The 16,882-nt window shown below is 72.0% G+C and carries 16 protein-coding genes and 1 rRNA gene; 7 read left to right on the top strand and 10 right to left on the bottom strand.

What is annotated here, in order from left to right; translation table 11 throughout:
* Positions 1-122: 122 nt before the first annotated feature.
* Positions 123-1,679, top strand: a complete 1,557-nt coding sequence (locus tag BLU20_RS14270; RefSeq protein ID WP_083371620.1) for a 4Fe-4S dicluster domain-containing protein — start codon at positions 123-125, stop codon at positions 1,677-1,679.
* A 224-nt stretch (positions 1,680-1,903) separates the two neighbouring features.
* On the opposite strand, the gene BLU20_RS03600 is transcribed toward BLU20_RS14270, so the two are convergent.
* Positions 1,904-2,431 carry a MogA/MoaB family molybdenum cofactor biosynthesis protein gene (locus tag BLU20_RS03600; RefSeq protein ID WP_083371619.1) on the bottom strand — a complete coding sequence of 176 codons (528 nt, stop codon included), beginning with the start codon at positions 2,429-2,431 and terminating at the stop codon, positions 1,904-1,906.
* A 96-nt stretch (positions 2,432-2,527) separates the two neighbouring features.
* Between BLU20_RS03600 and BLU20_RS03595 the strand changes: the two genes are divergently transcribed.
* From BLU20_RS03595 to BLU20_RS14265, 3 genes are read left to right on the top strand one after another with little or no spacing between them, the layout of a single operon-like run.
* Positions 2,528-2,932, top strand: a complete 405-nt coding sequence (locus BLU20_RS03595) for a TOBE domain-containing protein (protein ID WP_029252717.1) — start codon at positions 2,528-2,530, stop codon at positions 2,930-2,932.
* Positions 2,929-3,717, top strand: coding sequence for a molybdate ABC transporter substrate-binding protein (gene modA / locus BLU20_RS03590; RefSeq protein ID WP_231959277.1), 789 nt, complete (start codon positions 2,929-2,931; stop codon positions 3,715-3,717). Before BLU20_RS03595 ends, modA begins: the two co-directional genes overlap by 4 nt.
* Complete coding sequence (locus BLU20_RS14265; RefSeq protein WP_083371618.1) at positions 3,714-5,717, top strand: ABC transporter permease; 2,004 nt, start codon at positions 3,714-3,716, stop codon at positions 5,715-5,717. Before modA ends, BLU20_RS14265 begins: the two co-directional genes overlap by 4 nt.
* On the opposite strand, the gene BLU20_RS03580 is transcribed toward BLU20_RS14265, so the two are convergent.
* The 5 genes from BLU20_RS03580 to BLU20_RS03560 are packed head-to-tail and all read right to left on the bottom strand — an operon-like array spanning position 5,714 to position 11,145.
* Positions 5,714-6,874 (bottom strand): AGE family epimerase/isomerase, encoded by a 1,161-nt coding sequence (locus BLU20_RS03580; protein ID WP_172829001.1) that lies wholly within the window; start codon positions 6,872-6,874, stop codon positions 5,714-5,716. The two genes, BLU20_RS14265 and BLU20_RS03580, sit on opposite strands and share 4 nt — an antisense overlap.
* Positions 6,875-6,906: 32 nt before the next feature.
* Positions 6,907-8,124 (bottom strand): sugar ABC transporter permease, encoded by a 1,218-nt coding sequence (locus tag BLU20_RS03575; RefSeq protein WP_083371616.1) that lies wholly within the window; start codon positions 8,122-8,124, stop codon positions 6,907-6,909.
* On the bottom strand, positions 8,121-8,873 hold the full coding sequence (locus tag BLU20_RS03570; RefSeq protein WP_231959276.1) for an ATP-binding cassette domain-containing protein: 753 nt from the start codon (positions 8,871-8,873) through the stop codon (positions 8,121-8,123). Before BLU20_RS03570 ends, BLU20_RS03575 begins: the two co-directional genes overlap by 4 nt.
* Positions 8,870-9,949: a substrate-binding domain-containing protein gene (locus tag BLU20_RS03565; RefSeq protein WP_083371615.1), complete on the bottom strand. Its 1,080-nt coding sequence runs from the start codon at positions 9,947-9,949 to the stop codon at positions 8,870-8,872. Before BLU20_RS03565 ends, BLU20_RS03570 begins: the two co-directional genes overlap by 4 nt.
* Positions 9,946-11,145: an ROK family transcriptional regulator gene (locus BLU20_RS03560; protein WP_172829000.1), complete on the bottom strand. Its 1,200-nt coding sequence runs from the start codon at positions 11,143-11,145 to the stop codon at positions 9,946-9,948. The genes BLU20_RS03565 and BLU20_RS03560 overlap by 4 nt, the downstream gene beginning before the upstream one ends.
* 187 nt (positions 11,146-11,332) lie before the next feature.
* Here BLU20_RS03560 and BLU20_RS03555 point away from each other — a divergent pair, with 187 nt between their 5' ends.
* The 3 genes from BLU20_RS03555 (at position 11,333) to BLU20_RS03545 (ending at position 14,541) form a co-directional block, all read left to right on the top strand.
* Positions 11,333-12,631, top strand: a complete 1,299-nt coding sequence (locus BLU20_RS03555) for an ABC transporter substrate-binding protein (protein WP_083372889.1) — start codon at positions 11,333-11,335, stop codon at positions 12,629-12,631.
* A gap of 108 nt (positions 12,632-12,739) precedes the next feature.
* Positions 12,740-13,639, top strand: a complete 900-nt coding sequence (locus BLU20_RS03550; RefSeq protein WP_029252708.1) for a carbohydrate ABC transporter permease — start codon at positions 12,740-12,742, stop codon at positions 13,637-13,639.
* The gene (locus BLU20_RS03545; protein ID WP_081829668.1) at positions 13,639-14,541 is read left to right on the top strand and encodes a carbohydrate ABC transporter permease; all 903 of its coding nucleotides are present in this window, start codon (positions 13,639-13,641) and stop codon (positions 14,539-14,541) included. Before BLU20_RS03550 ends, BLU20_RS03545 begins: the two co-directional genes overlap by 1 nt.
* A gap of 100 nt (positions 14,542-14,641) precedes the next feature.
* On the opposite strand, the gene BLU20_RS03540 is transcribed toward BLU20_RS03545, so the two are convergent.
* The 4 genes from BLU20_RS03540 to rrf all read right to left on the bottom strand — a co-directional run bounded on the left by BLU20_RS03540 (position 14,642) and on the right by rrf (position 16,837).
* Positions 14,642-14,842, bottom strand: a complete 201-nt coding sequence (locus BLU20_RS03540) for a hypothetical protein (RefSeq protein ID WP_029252706.1) — start codon at positions 14,840-14,842, stop codon at positions 14,642-14,644.
* Positions 14,843-15,009: 167 nt separating this feature from the next.
* Complete coding sequence (locus BLU20_RS03535; protein WP_083371614.1) at positions 15,010-15,963, bottom strand: sulfite exporter TauE/SafE family protein; 954 nt, start codon at positions 15,961-15,963, stop codon at positions 15,010-15,012.
* Between the two features lie 208 nt (positions 15,964-16,171).
* On the bottom strand, positions 16,172-16,633 hold the full coding sequence (locus BLU20_RS03530; RefSeq protein ID WP_083371613.1) for an RrF2 family transcriptional regulator: 462 nt from the start codon (positions 16,631-16,633) through the stop codon (positions 16,172-16,174).
* A gap of 87 nt (positions 16,634-16,720) precedes the next feature.
* Positions 16,721-16,837 (bottom strand): 5S ribosomal RNA (gene rrf, locus BLU20_RS03525).
* Positions 16,838-16,882 lie beyond the last annotated feature (45 nt).

Below are 16,882 nucleotides of genomic sequence, written 5' to 3'. Positions count from 1 at the left end.
AGGCCGTGACGCACGACGGCGCGGGTCACCCCGGGCGGACGCCCTCCCGGTGGCCCGCGCTCGCTATGGTCGGACCATGATCGCCACCGAAGGAGCGACGCACGCATGACGAGGGTTCTCGCATGAGGGTTCTTGCCCACATGGGGATGGTGATGCACCTCGACCGGTGCATCGGGTGCCACACGTGCTCGGTGGCGTGCAAGCAGGTGCAGTCCGCGGCCGAGGGCCTGGAGTACGCCTGGTTCAACGACGTCGAGACGCGGCCCGGACGCCCGTACCCGTCGGGCCCGCGAGCGCCGGGCGGCCCCGACTCGGTCGCGGGCTGGGTGCGCACCTCCACCGGCGAGCTGCGGCTGCGCGACGGAGGCCGCCTCCGTCACCTGTTCCGGCTCTTCGCGGTGCCGGGGATGCCGACGATCGACGAGTACGTCGCCCCCGCGGAGGACGCCCTGCGTCCCCGCGTGGGCGGACCCGCGCCGGAGCGGATGGGTGGCGCCCGTGGCCCTGAGCCCGAGTGGCGTCCGGCGCCCGCCGCCGACCGGGCGGCCGACCCGGTGCTCCGCCACCTCGGGGAGCACGCCACCGCGGAGATCGCCCAGACGTTCTCGTTCTACCTTCCACGCATCTGCGAGCACTGCATCAACCCGGCCTGTGTGGCGGCGTGCCCCTCGGGGGCGCTGAGCAAGCGCGTCGAGGACGGGATCGTCCTGGTCGACCAGGACCGGTGCCGCGGCTGGCGCTCCTGCGTCCCGGCGTGCCCCTACGGGAAGATGTACATCAACCCGGTGACGGGCAAGGCCGCGAAGTGCACGCTCTGCGTCGAGCGGATCGAGGTCGGAGAGCCGACGCTGTGCTCGGAGACCTGCGTGGGCAGGCTCCGGTACACCGGGATCGTGCTGTACGACGGCGACCGGGTCGAGGAGGCGGCGTCGGTCGAGGACCCGCAGGACCTCTTGCAGGCCCAGCGCGACATCATCCTGGACCCGCACGACCCCGAGGTCGTCGCCGCTGCGGAAGCGGCGGGGTTCGACGAGGACTGGATCATGGCGGCGCAGTACTCGCCGATATACCAGCTGGTCTCGCGCTTCCAGGTGGCTCTGCCCCTGCACCCGGAGTACCGGACACTGCCGATGATCTGGTACGTCCCGCCGCTGTCGCCCGTCGTCGACGTCGTCGCGTCCACCGGGGCCGACGGCGAGGACTTCGACACCCTCGTCGCCGCCTTCGAGCAGCTCGACCTTCCCGTCGACTACCTGGCCGAGACGTTCAGCGCCGGGGACCGCGACGTCGTGACGGGGGTCCTGCGGCGGCTCGCGGCCGTACGCTCCCTGACCGCCGGCTCCGGGGCCAAGGGGTCGACCGGACGGGCACCGCGGGCCCGGCGCCCCGACCCGAAGGTCGCCCGCGCCGTCGACCTGTCCCCCGCCGACCTCGGCGAGCTGCACCAGCTCCTCACGAACGCCGACTACGCGGACCGCAACATCATCCCGCCGGCCCCCGAGCCGGGGTCCGCGCCGCCGGGCGGGTGCTCGCTCGACGACCTCGGTGGGCCCGGCGGCACGGGCCCGGGTGCGGAGAACGGGCCGACCGCGGCGGAGAAGACCCGCGGGGGGCGGTTCAACCTCCTGGGGTGGAGCGGCAAGGACCGGCCGCACCAGCTGTTCCCGGACCGCGTCTGACCCGCAGGTCGAGCCCCGTCGGTCGAGCCCCGTCGAGACCAGGTTTCGACAAGCTCAACCCCCGTCGGTCGAGCCCCGTCGGTCGAGCCCCGTCGAGACCAGGTTTCGACAAGCTCAACCCCCGCAGCAGGTCGAGCCCCGTCGAGACCCGGTTTCGACACGCTCAACCCCCGCAGGTCGAGCCCCGTCGAGACCAGTTTTCGACACGCTCAACCCCCGCAGGCTCAACCCGCGTGGTCTCCCCCCGCGAGCTGGTCGACGAGGTGCCCGAGCAGCGGCCCGACGACGGCCAGCCCGTCCCGCACCCCGCCCACGGACCCGGGCAGCGCGACGACGACGGTCCCGCCACCCTGCGTCCACGTCCCGTCCGGAGCCACGGGGCCGCGCCGCGCGATCCCGGCGACGCCCCGTGAGAGCACCGCGGTGGGGACGACGGAGGCCCCCGCCCGACGGACGGCGTCGGCGACCCCGGGCAGCTCCTGGGCGAGGAGCGGCGCCAGTGCCTCGGGCGTGACGTCCCGCGGTCCGACGCCGGTGCCCCCGGTGGTGAGGACGACGTCGGTCCCCGCACCGATCGCCTCGGCGACGGCCGAGCGCACGGTGGGGACGCCGTCGGGCACCACGACCAGGGTGGTCGTGAAGCCCAGCGCCTCGAGACCGTCGACCAGCGTGGGCCCGGAGCGGTCCTCGGCCTCGCCGCGGGCGCAGCGGTCGGAGACGGTGACGACGACGGCGGTGCGCGGGGTGGTCATCCGCCCACGGTAGCGGGCGGGCTCACGCCGTGCCGTCGAGCCACGTGGTCCCACAACACCACGCTCATCCGCAGGTGCGGCACTATCGTGACCTTCATGCCGCACTATCGAATCAGCGAGGCCGCCGACCTGCTCGGCGTCAGCGACGACACCGTCCGCCGGTGGGTCGACCAGGGGATGCTCCCCTCGCGCCGGGACGACGTCGGTCGCATGGTCGTCGACGGAGCGGCCCTCGCCGAGCACTCGGCGACGCTGACGGCCCAGGCGCCCGACCCGTCGGGGGTGGCGCGCTCTGCCCGGAACCGGTTCGTCGGACTCGTCACGCGGGTGCAGTCCGACACCGTGATGTCCCAGGTGGAGATGACGTGCCGAGGCCAGCGCGTGGTCTCCCTGATGTCGACGGAGGCGGTGCGCGAGCTCGGCCTGGAGCCGGGAAGCCTCGCCGTCGCCGTCGTCAAGGCGACGACCGTCGTCGTCGAGACGCCCGGAGGCCCGGCATGAGCGGCATGAGCGGCACGGCCCGACGAGCGGCCGCGGCGAGCGCCACGGTCCTCGCGCTCGGCGTGCTGAGCGCGTGCTCGACCCCGGGTACACAACCGGACGACGTCGCCCGGACGTCAGAGATCACGGTGCTGGCCGCCGCCTCCCTCGCCGCCCCCTTCGACGAGATCACCGCACGGTTCGAGGCCGACCACCCCGACGTCGACGTCCGGGTCTCGTACGCGGGCTCCGACACGCTCGTCGACCAGCTCGTCGCCGGAGCACCCGCGGACGTCCTGGCCACCGCCGACCAGGCGACGATGCAGCGCGCCGTCGACGCCGACGTCGCGTACGACCCGGTGCTGTTCGCGTCCAACGCCCCGACGGTCGTCGTGCCGTCCGACAACCCCGCCGACGTGGGGGCGCTCGCCGACCTCGCCGATCCCGACGTCGACGCCGTGGTCTGCGCGCCCGAGGTCCCGTGCGGGGCCGCGACCCGCGAGCTCGAGGAACGGGCGGGCGTCACGATCCACCGGGTCTCCGAGGAACGCTCGGTGACGGACGTGCTCGCGAAAGTCGCGGCCGGCCAGGCGGACGCGGGTGTCGTGTACGCGACCGACGCTCAGGCTGCGGGCGACGACGTGCTCGTGATCGACACGCCCGAGGCCGAGGGCGTCGTCAACCGCTACCCGATCGCCGAGACCGCGGATGCGCAGGACCACGGGCTCGCCGGGGAGTTCGTCGCCGCGGTGACCAGCTCTCACGGCCGCCAGGCGCTCCGCGACGCCGGGTTCGGCCCACCATGACCGCGGACGCGGACGCGGGCGCCGGCACGACCTGGCGAGGTCGGGGCGGCGCCGTCCTGCCACGGTGGGTGCTGGTGCCCGCCGCCGTCGGGCTCGCACTCGTCGTCGTGCCCGTGGTCGCACTTGTCCTCGCGACGCCGTGGCCGGACCTGCCCGCCCTCCTGACGTCCCGGTCCGCGGTGGAGGCGCTGTGGCTCTCCCTGCGGACGTCGGTGCTCGCGACGGTGATCTGCGCGGCCCTCGGGGTGCCGCACGCACTCGTCCTGGCACGCGCGTCGTTCCCGGGGCAACGCGTGGTCAGGGCCCTCGTGCTTCTGCCGCTCGCACTCCCCCCGGTCGTCGGGGGCGTCGCCCTGCTGGAGGCGTTCGGCCGACGCGGGCTCGTCGGTGAGCCGCTGGCGGTGCTCGGCCTCGAGATCGGCTTCACGACGGCGGCCGTGGTGCTCGCGCAGACGTTCGTCGCCCTGCCGTTCCTGGTGCTGTCCCTCGAGGGCGCTCTCCGGGGCCGTCGCGAGGGCGCCGAGGACGTCGCGGCCACCCTCGGGGCCGCACCGAGCCGGGTGCTCACGCGGGTGACGATGCCCGCGGTCGCCCCGGGGCTCGTCTCCGGGCTGGTCCTCGCCTGGGCGCGCGCACTGGGCGAGTTCGGGGCCACGATCACGTTCGCCGGCTCCCTCCCGGGCGTGACGCAGACCCTCCCCCTGCACGTCTACGTGACGCGGTCCTCGGACCCCGAGGGCGCGATCGCGATGTCCCTCCTGCTCGTCGTCGTCGCGCTCGTCGTCACGACCGCGGTCTACCGCCCGCCGCAGCGACCCCGCGCGGCTCGGGCCCCCGACCCGGCGGCGTCGTCGGGCCCACCTCCGACCACCGCCGCACCGACCACCGCCGCACCGACCACCACCGCGCCGGCCGACCCAGGACCGTCGGGACCTGCGGTCGACGTCGCACGCCCCGCGCCCGCCGCGGCGACCGTCACCGCCCGGGTCCCGGATCGGGACGTGGACGCCACAATCTCGGTGGCCGCCGGCGAGGTCGTCGCCGTGGTCGGCCCGAACGGCGCCGGGAAGTCGACTCTGCTCGCGGCTGCCGCGGGCCTCGTCCCGGGGACCCTCGCCGTCGACGACGGGCCGGTCGAGGCCGCCCCGGTCCACCGGCGGCGCGTCGGGTGGGTACCGCAGCAGCCGACCGCGGTGGCCCGCCGGACGCTCGACGACGTCGCGTTCGGCCCCCGCGCGGCAGGCCTTCGCCCGGACGTGGCCCACGGCCGGGCGCACGCTGAGCTCAGGCTGCTGGACGCCGATCACCTCGCGGAGGTCCCCAGCACGGCTCTGTCCGGCGGCCAGGCCCAGCGGGTCGCGATCGCCCGCGCACTCGCCGCCGACCCGCGGCTCCTGCTTCTCGACGAACCGTTCGCCTCGCTCGACACCGCCGTCGCGCACGAGGTCCGGACAGCCCTCCGGGACCGCCTGGCCGCCACTGCCTGCTCGACCCTGCTCGTCACCCACGACCCGCTGGACCTCCTGCTGCTGGCCGACCGCGTCGTCGTGATGGAGGACGGCCGCGTCGTCGACGACCGGCCCGTCGCCGACGTCCTCGGCGCACCCCGGACCACGTTCACGGCGCGCCTGGCGGGCATCAACCTTCTGCGCGGAACCGCCGTCGCCGACGGGCTCGACACCCCGACCGGCCGGATCAGCGGGGTCCCCGGCGACGGCGGGCCACCAGAGGTGGGAGCGGGCGGCGTCGCGGTCTTCGACCCCGCGGCGGTGGCGGTGCACCGCACGCCTCCCGGCGGCAGCCCGCGCAACACGATTCCCGTGAGGGTCACCGGCGTCCGGCCGCACGGTGCGCTCGTCCGCGTCCACGCCACGTCCGACGACGGGACGCACCTGGCCGCTGACCTCACCCCGGCCGCACTGGCCGATCTCGACGTGCGGGCCGGCGAGCGGCTGCTGTTCGTCGTGAAGGCCGCCGAGGTGCGCGTGGTCGGGCTCTAGCGCGTCGCCGTCGGTCCCGTCGCCCGCAAGCCCTGGCGCACGGCCCCGCCGAACGACGCACCCACCGGGAGGTCTGGCGCGAGCAGCGCCTGGACGGCGACGTGAACGTCCTGCGGCCCACTGCACCACGGGTCCGGGTCGGCGGGCCACCAGTCCTCCGCGCGGCGGGCATACCGCTCGTCCCCGGTCACCCGGGCCAGCTGGTAGGCCGTGGTGATCGCGGCACAGCGCGCCGCGACCGGCGTGCGGGTGTCGAGCGCGTTGCCCTGCCAGTCGACGGTCGCGACGAACCCGTCGCCCGTCCACGCGTCGGCGAGCGCCCGCTCGAACAGGGAGATCGCGGCGTCGGTCCGTCGCCCGGTCGACCCGTGCGCCGCCTCGAGCGAGAGCAGCAGACGCGCCCAGACGAACCCGTGCCCGGGGACCGAGCCGTAGGGCCGCTCGGCGTCCCGCGGGTCGTGGACGTTGTAGTCGCGGTCGGGGATCCAGTCGGGGGTGAAGTGCTCGGGCAGCCGCCAGCGGTTGGCCGAGGCCCACCCGACGACGCGGTCGACGACGGCACCGGAGCTCTCGAGCCACTGCAGGTCGGCGGTGGCCTCGTAGGCGGCCAGCATCGCCTCCACCCCGTACATGTTGGCGGCGAGTCCGCGGTACGGCCCGGGTGCGTTCCAGGCACGGTCCCACTCCGTGCGCAGCATCGACGCCTCGGGGTCCCAGAACCGCTGGCCGAGCACCACCAGCGCCTCGTCGAGCATCACGCGCGCCCCCGGCCTGTCCGCGAGCGCCGCCGTGGCGGCCGCGAGGACGACGGCAGTGTGGGTCCCGGCGTCCTTGGCCCCGTCGACGCCGTCGCCTGGGCCCCGACCGGCGAACCAGCCGCCGTGGTCCGGGTCGGCGAGCATCGTCCGGAGGCTGGCCAGGGCGGCGTCGGCGCGCTCCGCGCTGTTCTCGGCACCGACGAGGTGCCCGAGGGAGTGGACGTGCGCGAGTCGCGCTGCGACGTCCGTCCTCACCCCGATGCGCTCGACGTCGACGGCGGCACACCCGTCCAGGAGCGCTCGCAGCCTGGCCGCGCGCCGCACCGCCGCACGGCCCGGATCGCTGACGGGCTCGAGCTGTGCGTCTGCCGAGGGACTCACCCCTGCGTGGTCTGCCACATCCAGAACGCTACCCCGGACTGCGACCCGGGTCACACACGGGTGACCGACCGCAGCTGACGCTGTCGCTGTCGCAAGAGCGTGTCGATCGAGACGGCGAAGGCGAGGACGAGCCCGGTCACGATGTTCCGGGTCGCGGCGTCGAGGTCGAGCAGGGTGAGACCGTTCGCGATCGACTGGATGACGAGCACCCCGAGCAGGGCCGACCAGGCGCTGCCACGCCCGCCGAAGAGACTGGTCCCCCCGATGACGGCGGCCGCGATCGCGGTCAGGAAGAGACCTCCTCCCCCGGTGCCCTGGTTCGCCGCGGCGAGGCGTCCGGCCGCCAGCACTCCCCCGAGGGCGGCCAACGTCGAGCAGGCGACGAACGCGGAGACGAGAGTGCGCCGGACCGGCACGCCGGCGAGCAGAGACGCACGGTGGTCGCCCCCGACCGCGCGCACGTGCCGCCCCCACCGGGTCCGGCGCAGCAGGACGTCGATGACGGCGACGAGGACGACGAAGAGCACGACGCTGTACCCGATGCCTCGCGCCTGGCCCAGATAGCCGACGACCACGGCCAGGAGGACGGCAAGGACCGCCGGCCTGATCAGGACGCCGAGCACGGTGGGTGCCGGGAGCTCGGCGAGCACGCGCCGTCGTCGTTCGACGATCCCGATCGTGGCGACCCCGGCGACGACGACCGCCGCCCCGACCCAGGCCACCCCGTCGGGCACGAACCACGCCTGGTTGAACTTCACGAGCCACGAGTCGAACGGCAGGTTGACCGAGCCGTCGGCGCCGAGCACCCGCCACTGGACACCTGCGACGACGAGCAGACCGGCGAGCGTGATCACGAACCCCGGGAGGCCGAACCGGGCGACAAGCACACCATAGAGGAGCCCGATCAGCGCGCCCGCGACGAGCGCGACGACGACCCCGAGCGCGACGGGCCAGTCGCCCGCGACCGCCCCGACCGCCACGATCGCGGCCGCGAGACCGCTCACGGACCCCACCGAGAGGTCGATCTGGCCGGCCAGCAGCACGATGACGATCCCGAGCGCGATGACACCGGTCGAGACGGACTGCAACGAGAGGTTGACCAGGTTCTCGGGCGTCCAGAACGTGGGGTTGGCGATGCCGAACGCCACCCAGATCACGACCAGCGCCCCGGCGATCGGCGCGAGCCGGTGGTCGCCGTCGGTCCACGTCTGCCACGCCGACGAGATCCGCCCGCCGTCCGTGCGCGGGGCTGTGCGTGCCGTCGTCATGATGCCCTCCCGCCCGCACGCGGGGCGACCGCACCGGTGATCGCCCCGAGCAGGTCTTCGGTGGTGGTCGTCTCGGCGTCGAACTCCCCGATCAGGTGGCCCAGCCGCAGCACGGCGATCCGGTCCGCGACGGCCTGCACGTCGGTGATCGAGTGGCTGATCAGCACGACGGCGTGCCCTCGCTCGCGCAGGCGTTCCACCAGGGTGAGCACCTGGGCCGTCTGGCGGATGCCCAGGGCGGTGGTCGGTTCGTCGAGCACGATCACCCGCGGGTCGCCGAGGAGCGCCCGCGCGATCGCGATCGTGCGGCGCTGGCCGCCGGAGAGCGCCGCGACCGGGACGCGGACGCTGGGGACGCGCGCGGCGAGCTGGTCGAGGAGCTCCCACGCCTGACGTTCCATCGACACCTCGTCGAGGAAGATCCCGGCCGCGGCCTCGTGCCCGAGGAAGAGGTTCTCGACCACGTCGAGGTTGTCGCAGAGCGCGAGTTCCTGGAACACTGCGGCGATCCCTTCGCGCCGTGCGGCAGCCGGGGACGTGAGGTGCACGGGCTCGCCGTCGATCCGCACCTGCCCGCGGTCGGGGGTGTGCACGCCGGACAGCAGACCGGCAAGTGTGGACTTGCCGGCCCCGTTGTCCCCGACGACCGCGAGGACCTCGTGCGTGTTGATCTCGAGGTCGACGTCGACGAGGGCCTGGGCTGCGCCGAAGCTCTTGGAGACTCCGTCGAGCGTGATCGCTGCGGTCACGATGCTCCTTGGTCGGTCAGGCCGAGCCGCGCGCACGCGTCGGCATACGGGTCGGTGCAGATCTCGTCGACCGCGTGGATCCGGCCCTGGACCACCACGCGCTCGACGTCGTCCGCCCAGATGCTGGTGGGGGCGAGCAGGAAGCTCGGGACGCCGCCGATCGTGGTGGAGGCGACCGGGTCCTCGCCGCGCAGCACCCGGACGGCGACCTCGGCGGCGGTCCGGGCCTGCTGGTCGGTGGCCTTCGCCACGGTCATGAGCTGGTCGCCGTCGACGATCCGCTGGACCGCGGAGAGCTCGGCGTCCTGACCGGTGACCGGCGGGATCGGCTCGTAGCCCGCGGCCTTCATCGCGGCGATCGACCCACCGGCGATTCCGTCGTTGGCCGCGTAGACGGCGTCCACCCGACCGGCGTACTGCGTGAGCTGGGCAGTGACCCACTCCTGCGCCCGGGTGGGGCTCCAGTCCGGGGTGTCGTACTCGGCCAGGATCGTCACCTCCGCGCCGTCGAGCGCCTGATGGACGCCGGCCTTCAGCGCCGCCGAGTTCGGGTCGGTGGGCGAGCCGTGGACGAGGAGTGCGCCGGGCGGCTCCTCCCCCGGCTCGGCGTCGGCGAGCGCCCTCACGATCGCCTTGCCCTGCTCGTAGCCGATCATCCGGGAGTCGAACGAGACGTAGTAGTCGACGCGGGGGTCGTCGATGAAGCGGTCGTAGGCGATGACCGCGACGTCGTTGCGCTCGGCCGCGGCGACGATGCTCGTGGCCGCGGTCGTGTCCACCGCGTCGATGACGAGCACGTCGGTGCCGCGCGCGATCATCGCCTCGGCCTGCTCCTGCTGCGCCGCCGCGTCCTGCTCCGCGTTCGCGTACAGCAGCTGGCAGTCGGGACAGCGTTGACGCGCGACCTCCTCGAACGTCGGCCGGTCGCTGGTCTCGTACCGCGCAGCCTGTGCCTCGGGCAGGAGCAGCGCGATCGTCCCGGCACGCTCTTGCTCGGCGTCCGTCTGCCCGGTGCAGGCGCCGAGGCCGAGCGCAGCGACAGCGGCCAGGGCGACCCCGGCGAGCGCCCGCCTCACGCGCTCACCCCCAGCGCGCCGTCGGACCGCGCCCGGTCGAGCGCCACGGCGAGCGCACCACGCGCCTCGGCCCACTCGCCGAACTCGGAGGGGACGACGACGGGCGGGCCCTCCGCGCTGGGGACCGTCCGCTGCTCGACGGCGGAGCGGAGCGGAGCGAGGATGATGTCGCCCGCCGCGGCGAGCTGGCCACCGACGACGACCACCTCGGGGTCGACGAGGTTGCAGAGGTTGGCGACGGCCGCGCCCAGGTGGGCCCCGGCGTCGGACAGGACCCGACGGCAGCCGGCGTCCCCGTCCTGGGCGCGGGTGACGACGTCGCCGAGCGTCAGGTGGCCGTGGCTGGCGGCGAGCATGCCGAGCAGGACCGGCGACCCGACGAACGTCTCGAGGCACCCGCGGTTCCCGCACCGGCAGATCGGCCCGTTCTCGTCGATGGTGACGTGGCCGATCTCGCCCGCGGACCCGGCCCGGCCGTGGAGCAGGCGCCCCCCGAGGACGATCCCGCCGCCGATCCCGTGCGACGCACGGACGTAGACGACCGGGTCGTACCCGACGGCGGCGCCGTACCGTGCCTCCGCGAGCGCTCCGAGGTTGGCGTCGTTGTCGACGCTGACCGGCACGCCCAGCTGCGCGGAGAGGTTCGCGGCGACGTCGGCACCGTCCCAGCCGCGCAGCAGACCGGCGCTCGAGACGACGCCCCGGGCCGTGTCGACGGGCGCGGGGACGCCGATCCCGACCGCGAGGAGCTCGCCCACGCCCGCCTCGACGGAATCGGTCATCTCCTGGATCAGCATCGAGGCGCGCTGCATGCCCATGTCGGCACGGTGGTCGGGCGCGAGCGGCATCTGCTCGGACGCGAGCAGGCGCATCGACGCGTCGGCGAGGACGACCCGCATGGTGCGAGAGCCGAAGTCGACGCCGGCCACGAGGCCGAGGCTGCGTGCCAGGGTGACGAGCTGGGCGCGTCGCCCGGAGCGCGTCGACGGCGCCGTGCTCAGCACCCCGGTGCCGGTGAGCTCCTTGACGATGTTCGAGATCGTCGCGGGCGAAAGCCCCGTGATCCCCGAGAGCTCGACCTGGGTCAGCGACCCGTGCTGTTGCACGGCAGCGACGATCCTGGCCCTGTTGGCCTCACGCAGTGAAGTCTGCGATCCGGGCGTCTCCCGCGTCGTCCGCACCGAGTCAGGATACATCGGGCAGAGCGAGCACTCCTTGAGTTGACGTTATAACGCGATGGTCACGGTTAGGTGATTCTTGTCTTCACTTCTTGACACCAAGGATTCGGAGCCCTTTGATGGGGAGCGAGCCACCACGGACGTGATGATGCGTCCGGTCGCACCACGGTGCGATCCCCACGGCAACGAAGGCGACGGGATCACGATGCGCGTCAACACACGATTTGCTGCAGCGGCAGCAGGTGCCGCAGTTCTGGCACTCGGCCTCACCGCATGCGGCGGCGACGACTCCAGCGACACCTCCTCCGGAGACGGCGGGTCTTCCGGCGACAGCGCCGGCGAGGTCGAGGTCTTCACCTGGTGGGCCGCCGGATCCGAGAAGGCGGGACTCGACGCCCTCGTCGGCGTCTTCAACGAGCAGCACCCGGACACCGAGTTCATCAACGGCGCCGTCGCCGGTGGCGCCGGCTCGGCGGCCAAGGACCTCCTGCAGTCGCGTCTGCAGACCAACGACCCGCCGGACACGTTCCAGGCGCACGCCGGTGCCGAGCTCCAGGACTACATCAGCGCCGGGCAGATCGAGGACGTCAGCGACCTCTACGACGAGTTCGGGCTGACCGAGGCCTTCCCGGCCGACCTCGTCGACCGCCTGACGGTGGACGGCAAGATCTACTCGATCCCGTCCAACATCCACCGCGCGAACGTCGTCTGGGCCAACCCGACGGTGCTCGAGGACGCGGGCCTCGACCCGGCCGCGACCTACGACAGCATGGACGACTGGTTCACGGCGCTCGACGCCGTCGAGGAGTCCGGCGTGACCGCCCTGTCGGTCGCCACCACGTGGACGCAGGTCAACCTGCTCGAGACCGTGCTCCTCGCGGACCTCGGTGCCGAGGGCTACAACGGCCTCTGGGACGGCTCGACCGACTGGGAGGGTGCCGAGGTCACCGGCGCTCTCGAGGACTTCGAGAAGCTCATGGGCTACACCAACACCGACCGTGACGGCCTCGACTGGCCTGACGCGACCCAGCAGGTCATCGACGGCCAGGCCGGCTTCAACGTCATGGGCGACTGGGCCGAGGCCGCGTTCGCCGAGGCCGGCAAGTCGTCGCCCGCCGACTACACCTACTTCCCGGTCCCCGGGACGGACGGCGTCTTCGACTTCCTCGCCGACTCCTTCACGCTGCCCGTCGGCGCCCCGCACCCGGACGGCGCCAAGAACTGGCTCGAGACCGTCGGCTCGGCCGACGGCCAGGCCGCGTTCAACAAGGCCAAGGGTTCGATCCCGGCCAACACCGAGTCCGACACCTCGGACTTCAGCGAGTACCAGAAGACGGCCATCGACTCCTTCAGCCAGGACACGATCGTCTCTTCCCTCGCCCACGGTGCCGCCGTCCCCGTCGCCACGCTGAACGACATCAGCGACGCGACGAGCAAGTTCACGACGGGTGCCAGCGACCTCGCCGGCTACCAGTCCGAGCTCGCCGCGGCCGTCAACGGCTGACCCGGTTGACGGGGCCCGTCCGGCACTGCCCGGGCGGGCCCCGTCGTCCGCCGCCCACCCTCACACCGCGCCGCGACGCGCACCCCGGATCCCGGGAGGAACATCCCCATGAACCATCGCTTCAGGCGGTACGGGCCGCCCATCCTGCTGCTCGCCCCGTCCCTCATCCTCATGGCCGTGTTCGTCTACGGGCTCATCGGGGCGAACTTCTCCACGTCGATCACCGACAACCACTCCGCAGCGACCGCGACCGGCGTGGAACCGACCAGCACCGTCTGGTTCGAGAACTACACTCGACTGCTCGGGTCCGAGGACTTCCAACACTCGTTGATCAACCTCTTCCTCTACACCGTCGTCTTCCTGCTCGGTACGCTCGCGATCGGGTTCGTCTGGGCGTGGCTGCTCGACAAGCCCATCAAGGGCGAGGGCTTCTTCCGCTCGATCTACCTCTTCCCGATGGCGGTCTCCTTCATCGCCTCGGGCGTGGTGTGGCGCTGGCTGCTGAACTCGAACCAGGGCGAGAACGCGAGCGGCCTCAACCGGCTGTTCCAGATGATCGGCCTCGACTTCCTGCAGAACAACTGGTGGAACAACGTCACCTTCGGGATCCTGGCGATCACCATCCCCGCCATCTGGCAGCTCTCCGGCTACGTCATGGCGCTGTTCCTCGCGGGCTTCCGCGGGATCCCCGACGAGCTGCGCGAGGCGGGCCGGATGGACGGCGCGAGCGAGTGGCAGGTCTACCGCCACGTGCTCTTCCCGCAGCTGACGCCGATCATGCTCTCCGCCCTGATCATCATCGGCCACATGTCGCTCAAGTCCTTCGACCTCATCATGTCGATCTCGAAGCCCGCGAACTACCAGACGAAGGTCCCCGCCGTCGACATGTATCTCGCCAAGGCGAGCTTCGACTACGCGGACGCCGCCGCCATCGGCACGATCCTCCTCGTGCTCGTCGCGATCGTCGTCGTCCCGTATCTGATCAAGACGAACCGTCAGGAGAAGTGATGTCGGCGACCCTCAGCACCCCGGTCCCGCCGCCCGACGTGGCAGGCGAACCCCTCGAGCTCCGACGCGACAAGGGGACCCCACGGTTCGGCGTCGGGCGTACGCTCCGCTACGCCGCGCTCATCTTCGGGATCGTCATCGTCCTGATCCCCGTCTACGTGCTGCTCGTGACGAGCTTCAAGGGCCCGGGCGACGCCTCGCCGGTGCGCGCCTGGAACCTGCCCCAGATCTGGACCCTCGAGAACTGGAAGGAGGCGTGGACGGCCCTGTCGCCGTCGTTGTGGCGCACCTTCCAGATGGTCATCCCGGCGTCGATCATCGCGGCGTTCCTGGGCTCGATGAACGGGTTCGTCCTCTCACGGTGGAGCTTCCGCGGGGCGAACACCGTGTTCGCACTCATCCTGTTCGGGATGTTCATCCCCTACCAGGCCGTGATGATCCCGCTGCTGCAGATCTTCCTCGACGCCGGCATCCCCAGCGGTGTGCCGTCCCTGATCCTGCTGCACGTCATCTACGGGATCCCGATCACGACGCTGATCTTCCGCAACTACTACCAGACCATTCCGCACGAGCTCGTCGAGGCCGGACGCGTCGACGGTGCGGGCATGCTGCGGACCTACTGGTCGATCATCCTGCCGATCTCGATCCCGAGCTTCGTGGTCGTCCTCATCTGGCAGTTCACCAACGCGTGGAACGACTTCCTGTTCGCCGTGTTCTTCTCCAACAACCAGAACGGGCCCGTCACCCTCGCACTGAACAACCTCGCCAACGGCGCCCTGCTGCAGGACTACGGCGTCTCGATGGCGGGGGCACTGCTGGCGTCCCTGCCGACGCTGATCGTCTACATCATCCTCGGCAAGTACTTCGTCGGCGGTCTGATGTCAGGCTCCGTGAAGGGCTGAACCGCACGCGGACGACGCACGACGAAGGGCCCTGGACACCGCGGTGTCCAGGGCCCTTCGGGGCTTCGGGGCCGGTGCGCGGCCTACCCGGCGCGACGAGCTACTCGACGGGCTCGCCACTCTGGCCCGCGCTCTCGCTGAAGATCGAGAGGGGATTCGTGAAGATCTCGTCGTTCGTCGTGTCGCCGGCCTTTGCGCCGAGCATCATCCCGAACGTCATCAGCGCGAGGCACACGACGCCGATGAAGATCCACCAGCCGAGGTAGCCGCGCTTCTTGTTGTGTACCGATGCTGCTGCCATGCGAGTTCCTTTGAGAGTTGCCGTCCGAGTGCGTGGACTACGGCGTCCCTACGCTCTATTCAACGACAGAGACGGCCCCGCTGCCCGGTCTATGACGGCAACCCCGGTGTGACCTTCGCCTCCACGAGCCGCAGGATCATGGGAAGAACGGGGCAGACCCGCCAAGATCAGGCATCACGCCGACCAGAGACGACGGCGCCCGTGACCCGTCCCTGCTCCGCGTCCGCCGCCCCCTCGACGAGGGGTACCCCCGCGCGACGGGTGCGCAGATGCGCACGGACGGAGTACGCGACCGCGCCGGCCCACACCGCGACCACCAGGGCGTAGACGCCCCAGCGCACCGCACCCTCCGCATCGACCACGTCGAGGGTCAGCAGGGTCCGGACGTTCGTGAGGACGATCAGCCCGCCGACGGCGGAACCCAGGACGCGCGGGGGCAGGATCCGTACCAGCCACGCCGCGACGGGCGCAGCCACGAGGCCGCCCGCGAGAAGCGCCAGCGCCCAGGCGCCGTTGATCCCCGCGGAGCCGAGCCCGAGCAAGAACCCTGCACTGGCCGCGATCGCGACGAGGAACTCGCTGGTGTCGATCGACCCGATCACCTTGCGGGGTTCGAGCCGACCGCTCGCGAGGATCGCCGGGGTGCCGACCGGCCCCCACCCACCGCCGCCCGTCGCGTCCACGAATCCGCCCACCAGCCCGAGCGGCGCCAGGAACCGCTTCCGCAGGGGCTTGCCCAGATTCTCGGAACTGATCCCGGTGAAGGTGAACCGCGCCAGGACGTACAGCCCGAGGGTCAGGAGCACGAGAGCCATGACGGGAGCCGCGACGTCGGTCGCCAACCAGGACAGGAACGTCGCCCCGACGAAGGCACCGACCGCCCCAGGGACCCCGATCCGGAGGACGACCCGCCAGTCGACGTTGCCGAACCGCCAGTGCGAGAGGCCGGAGGCGAGCGTCGTGCCGATCTCTGCCAGGTGGACGGTCGCCGACGCCGCTGCCGGGTTGGTCCCGACCGCCAGAAGGAGCGTCGTCGACGTGACGCCGTACGCCATCCCGAGACTTCCGTCGACGAGCTGGGCGCCGAGACCGACCAGGGCAAGAAGAACGAGGGTACGCATGGGATTCCTTCGGACGTGATCGACGAGGGGACGGGGCCACCGCAGGGACCGAGAGCTCCTTGCTCAGCAAACTTACCCATCTTCCTACTAGGGTGCTAGGGAATGACCAGCGGACGAGACCTTGTCACAACGAACAGAGACCTTCGGGGCCACCGATCCCATCGGCGCACCGCGTGCGCCTTGAGCGCACGCGCCGCAACTCAGGAGCTCAGGGGTTCTCCCACGCCGTCGCGTCGGCGACGAGGTCACGCACCTCGGCAGGCAGGGCACCGCTGGCGAGCTGCTCGAGCGTCACGGCCTCGAGCACTGAACGCACGGTGGCGCGGAGCGCCACCCAAACGTCAAGAAGCGCGGTCGCCGCACCGCTGTATCGCTCGAGGTCGGGCGGTCGCTCTCCCCGGACGAAGACGAGCGGTCCGTCGACGGCCCTGATGACGTCGGCCAACGTGACCTCGCTGGCGGGGCGGGCGAGTCTGTAGCCGCCGCCCGCACCGCGTTGGCTGAGCACGAGGCCGTCTCGGCGCAGGTCGGTGAGAATTCCCTCGAGGAACTTGTGCGGGATGCTCTGCGCACTGGCGAGCTCCGCTGCCGTGACGGCGCGCGCGTTGTCCGCGGCGGCTAGTTCCGCGCCCGCACGGATTGCGTAGTCTGCCCGTGCTGAGATCCTCATGCACGCAGTATCTCAGCCGGCGACGACGAAGATCACGGGGTATGCCAAAGGCCCACCCCGGTTGGGGTGGGCCTTTGGTGAATGGTTGTCCGGCGGTGTCCTACTCTCCCACCCCGTTCCCAGGGCAGTACCATCGGCGCTGAAGGGCTTAGCTTCCGGGTTCGGAATGGGACCGGGCGTTTCCCCTTCGCTGTGACCGCCGTAACTCTATGGAGATGTTGGGTTTCCTTCCCCCGGGTTGTCCGCGTG

The sequence above is a fragment of the Paraoerskovia marina genome, from assembly GCF_900105445.1.
In the GTDB taxonomy this organism is placed as follows: domain Bacteria; phylum Actinomycetota; class Actinomycetes; order Actinomycetales; family Cellulomonadaceae; genus Paraoerskovia; species Paraoerskovia marina.
The sequence above is the reverse complement of the archived record's forward strand: the minus strand, read 5'-3'. Positions and strand labels throughout refer to the sequence as shown.

Coding starts and splice junctions, on each gene's coding strand:
- modA (WP_231959277.1), top strand. CDS start 2,929: ATGAGCGGCATGAGCGGCACGGCCCGACGAGCGGCCGCGGCGAGCGCC.
- BLU20_RS03535 (WP_083371614.1), bottom strand. CDS start 15,963: ATGCGTACCCTCGTTCTTCTTGCCCTGGTCGGTCTCGGCGCCCAGCTC.
- BLU20_RS03575 (WP_083371616.1), bottom strand. CDS start 8,124: ATGACGACGGCACGCACAGCCCCGCGCACGGACGGCGGGCGGATCTCG.
- BLU20_RS03530 (WP_083371613.1), bottom strand. CDS start 16,633: ATGAGGATCTCAGCACGGGCAGACTACGCAATCCGTGCGGGCGCGGAA.
- BLU20_RS03560 (WP_172829000.1), bottom strand. CDS start 11,145: ATGTATCCTGACTCGGTGCGGACGACGCGGGAGACGCCCGGATCGCAG.
- BLU20_RS03595 (WP_029252717.1), top strand. CDS start 2,528: ATGCCGCACTATCGAATCAGCGAGGCCGCCGACCTGCTCGGCGTCAGC.
- BLU20_RS14270 (WP_083371620.1), top strand. CDS start 123: ATGAGGGTTCTTGCCCACATGGGGATGGTGATGCACCTCGACCGGTGC.
- BLU20_RS03540 (WP_029252706.1), bottom strand. CDS start 14,842: ATGGCAGCAGCATCGGTACACAACAAGAAGCGCGGCTACCTCGGCTGG.
- BLU20_RS03555 (WP_083372889.1), top strand. CDS start 11,333: ATGCGCGTCAACACACGATTTGCTGCAGCGGCAGCAGGTGCCGCAGTT.
- BLU20_RS03545 (WP_081829668.1), top strand. CDS start 13,639: ATGTCGGCGACCCTCAGCACCCCGGTCCCGCCGCCCGACGTGGCAGGC.
- BLU20_RS03600 (WP_083371619.1), bottom strand. CDS start 2,431: ATGACCACCCCGCGCACCGCCGTCGTCGTCACCGTCTCCGACCGCTGC.
- BLU20_RS14265 (WP_083371618.1), top strand. CDS start 3,714: ATGACCGCGGACGCGGACGCGGGCGCCGGCACGACCTGGCGAGGTCGG.
- BLU20_RS03550 (WP_029252708.1), top strand. CDS start 12,740: ATGAACCATCGCTTCAGGCGGTACGGGCCGCCCATCCTGCTGCTCGCC.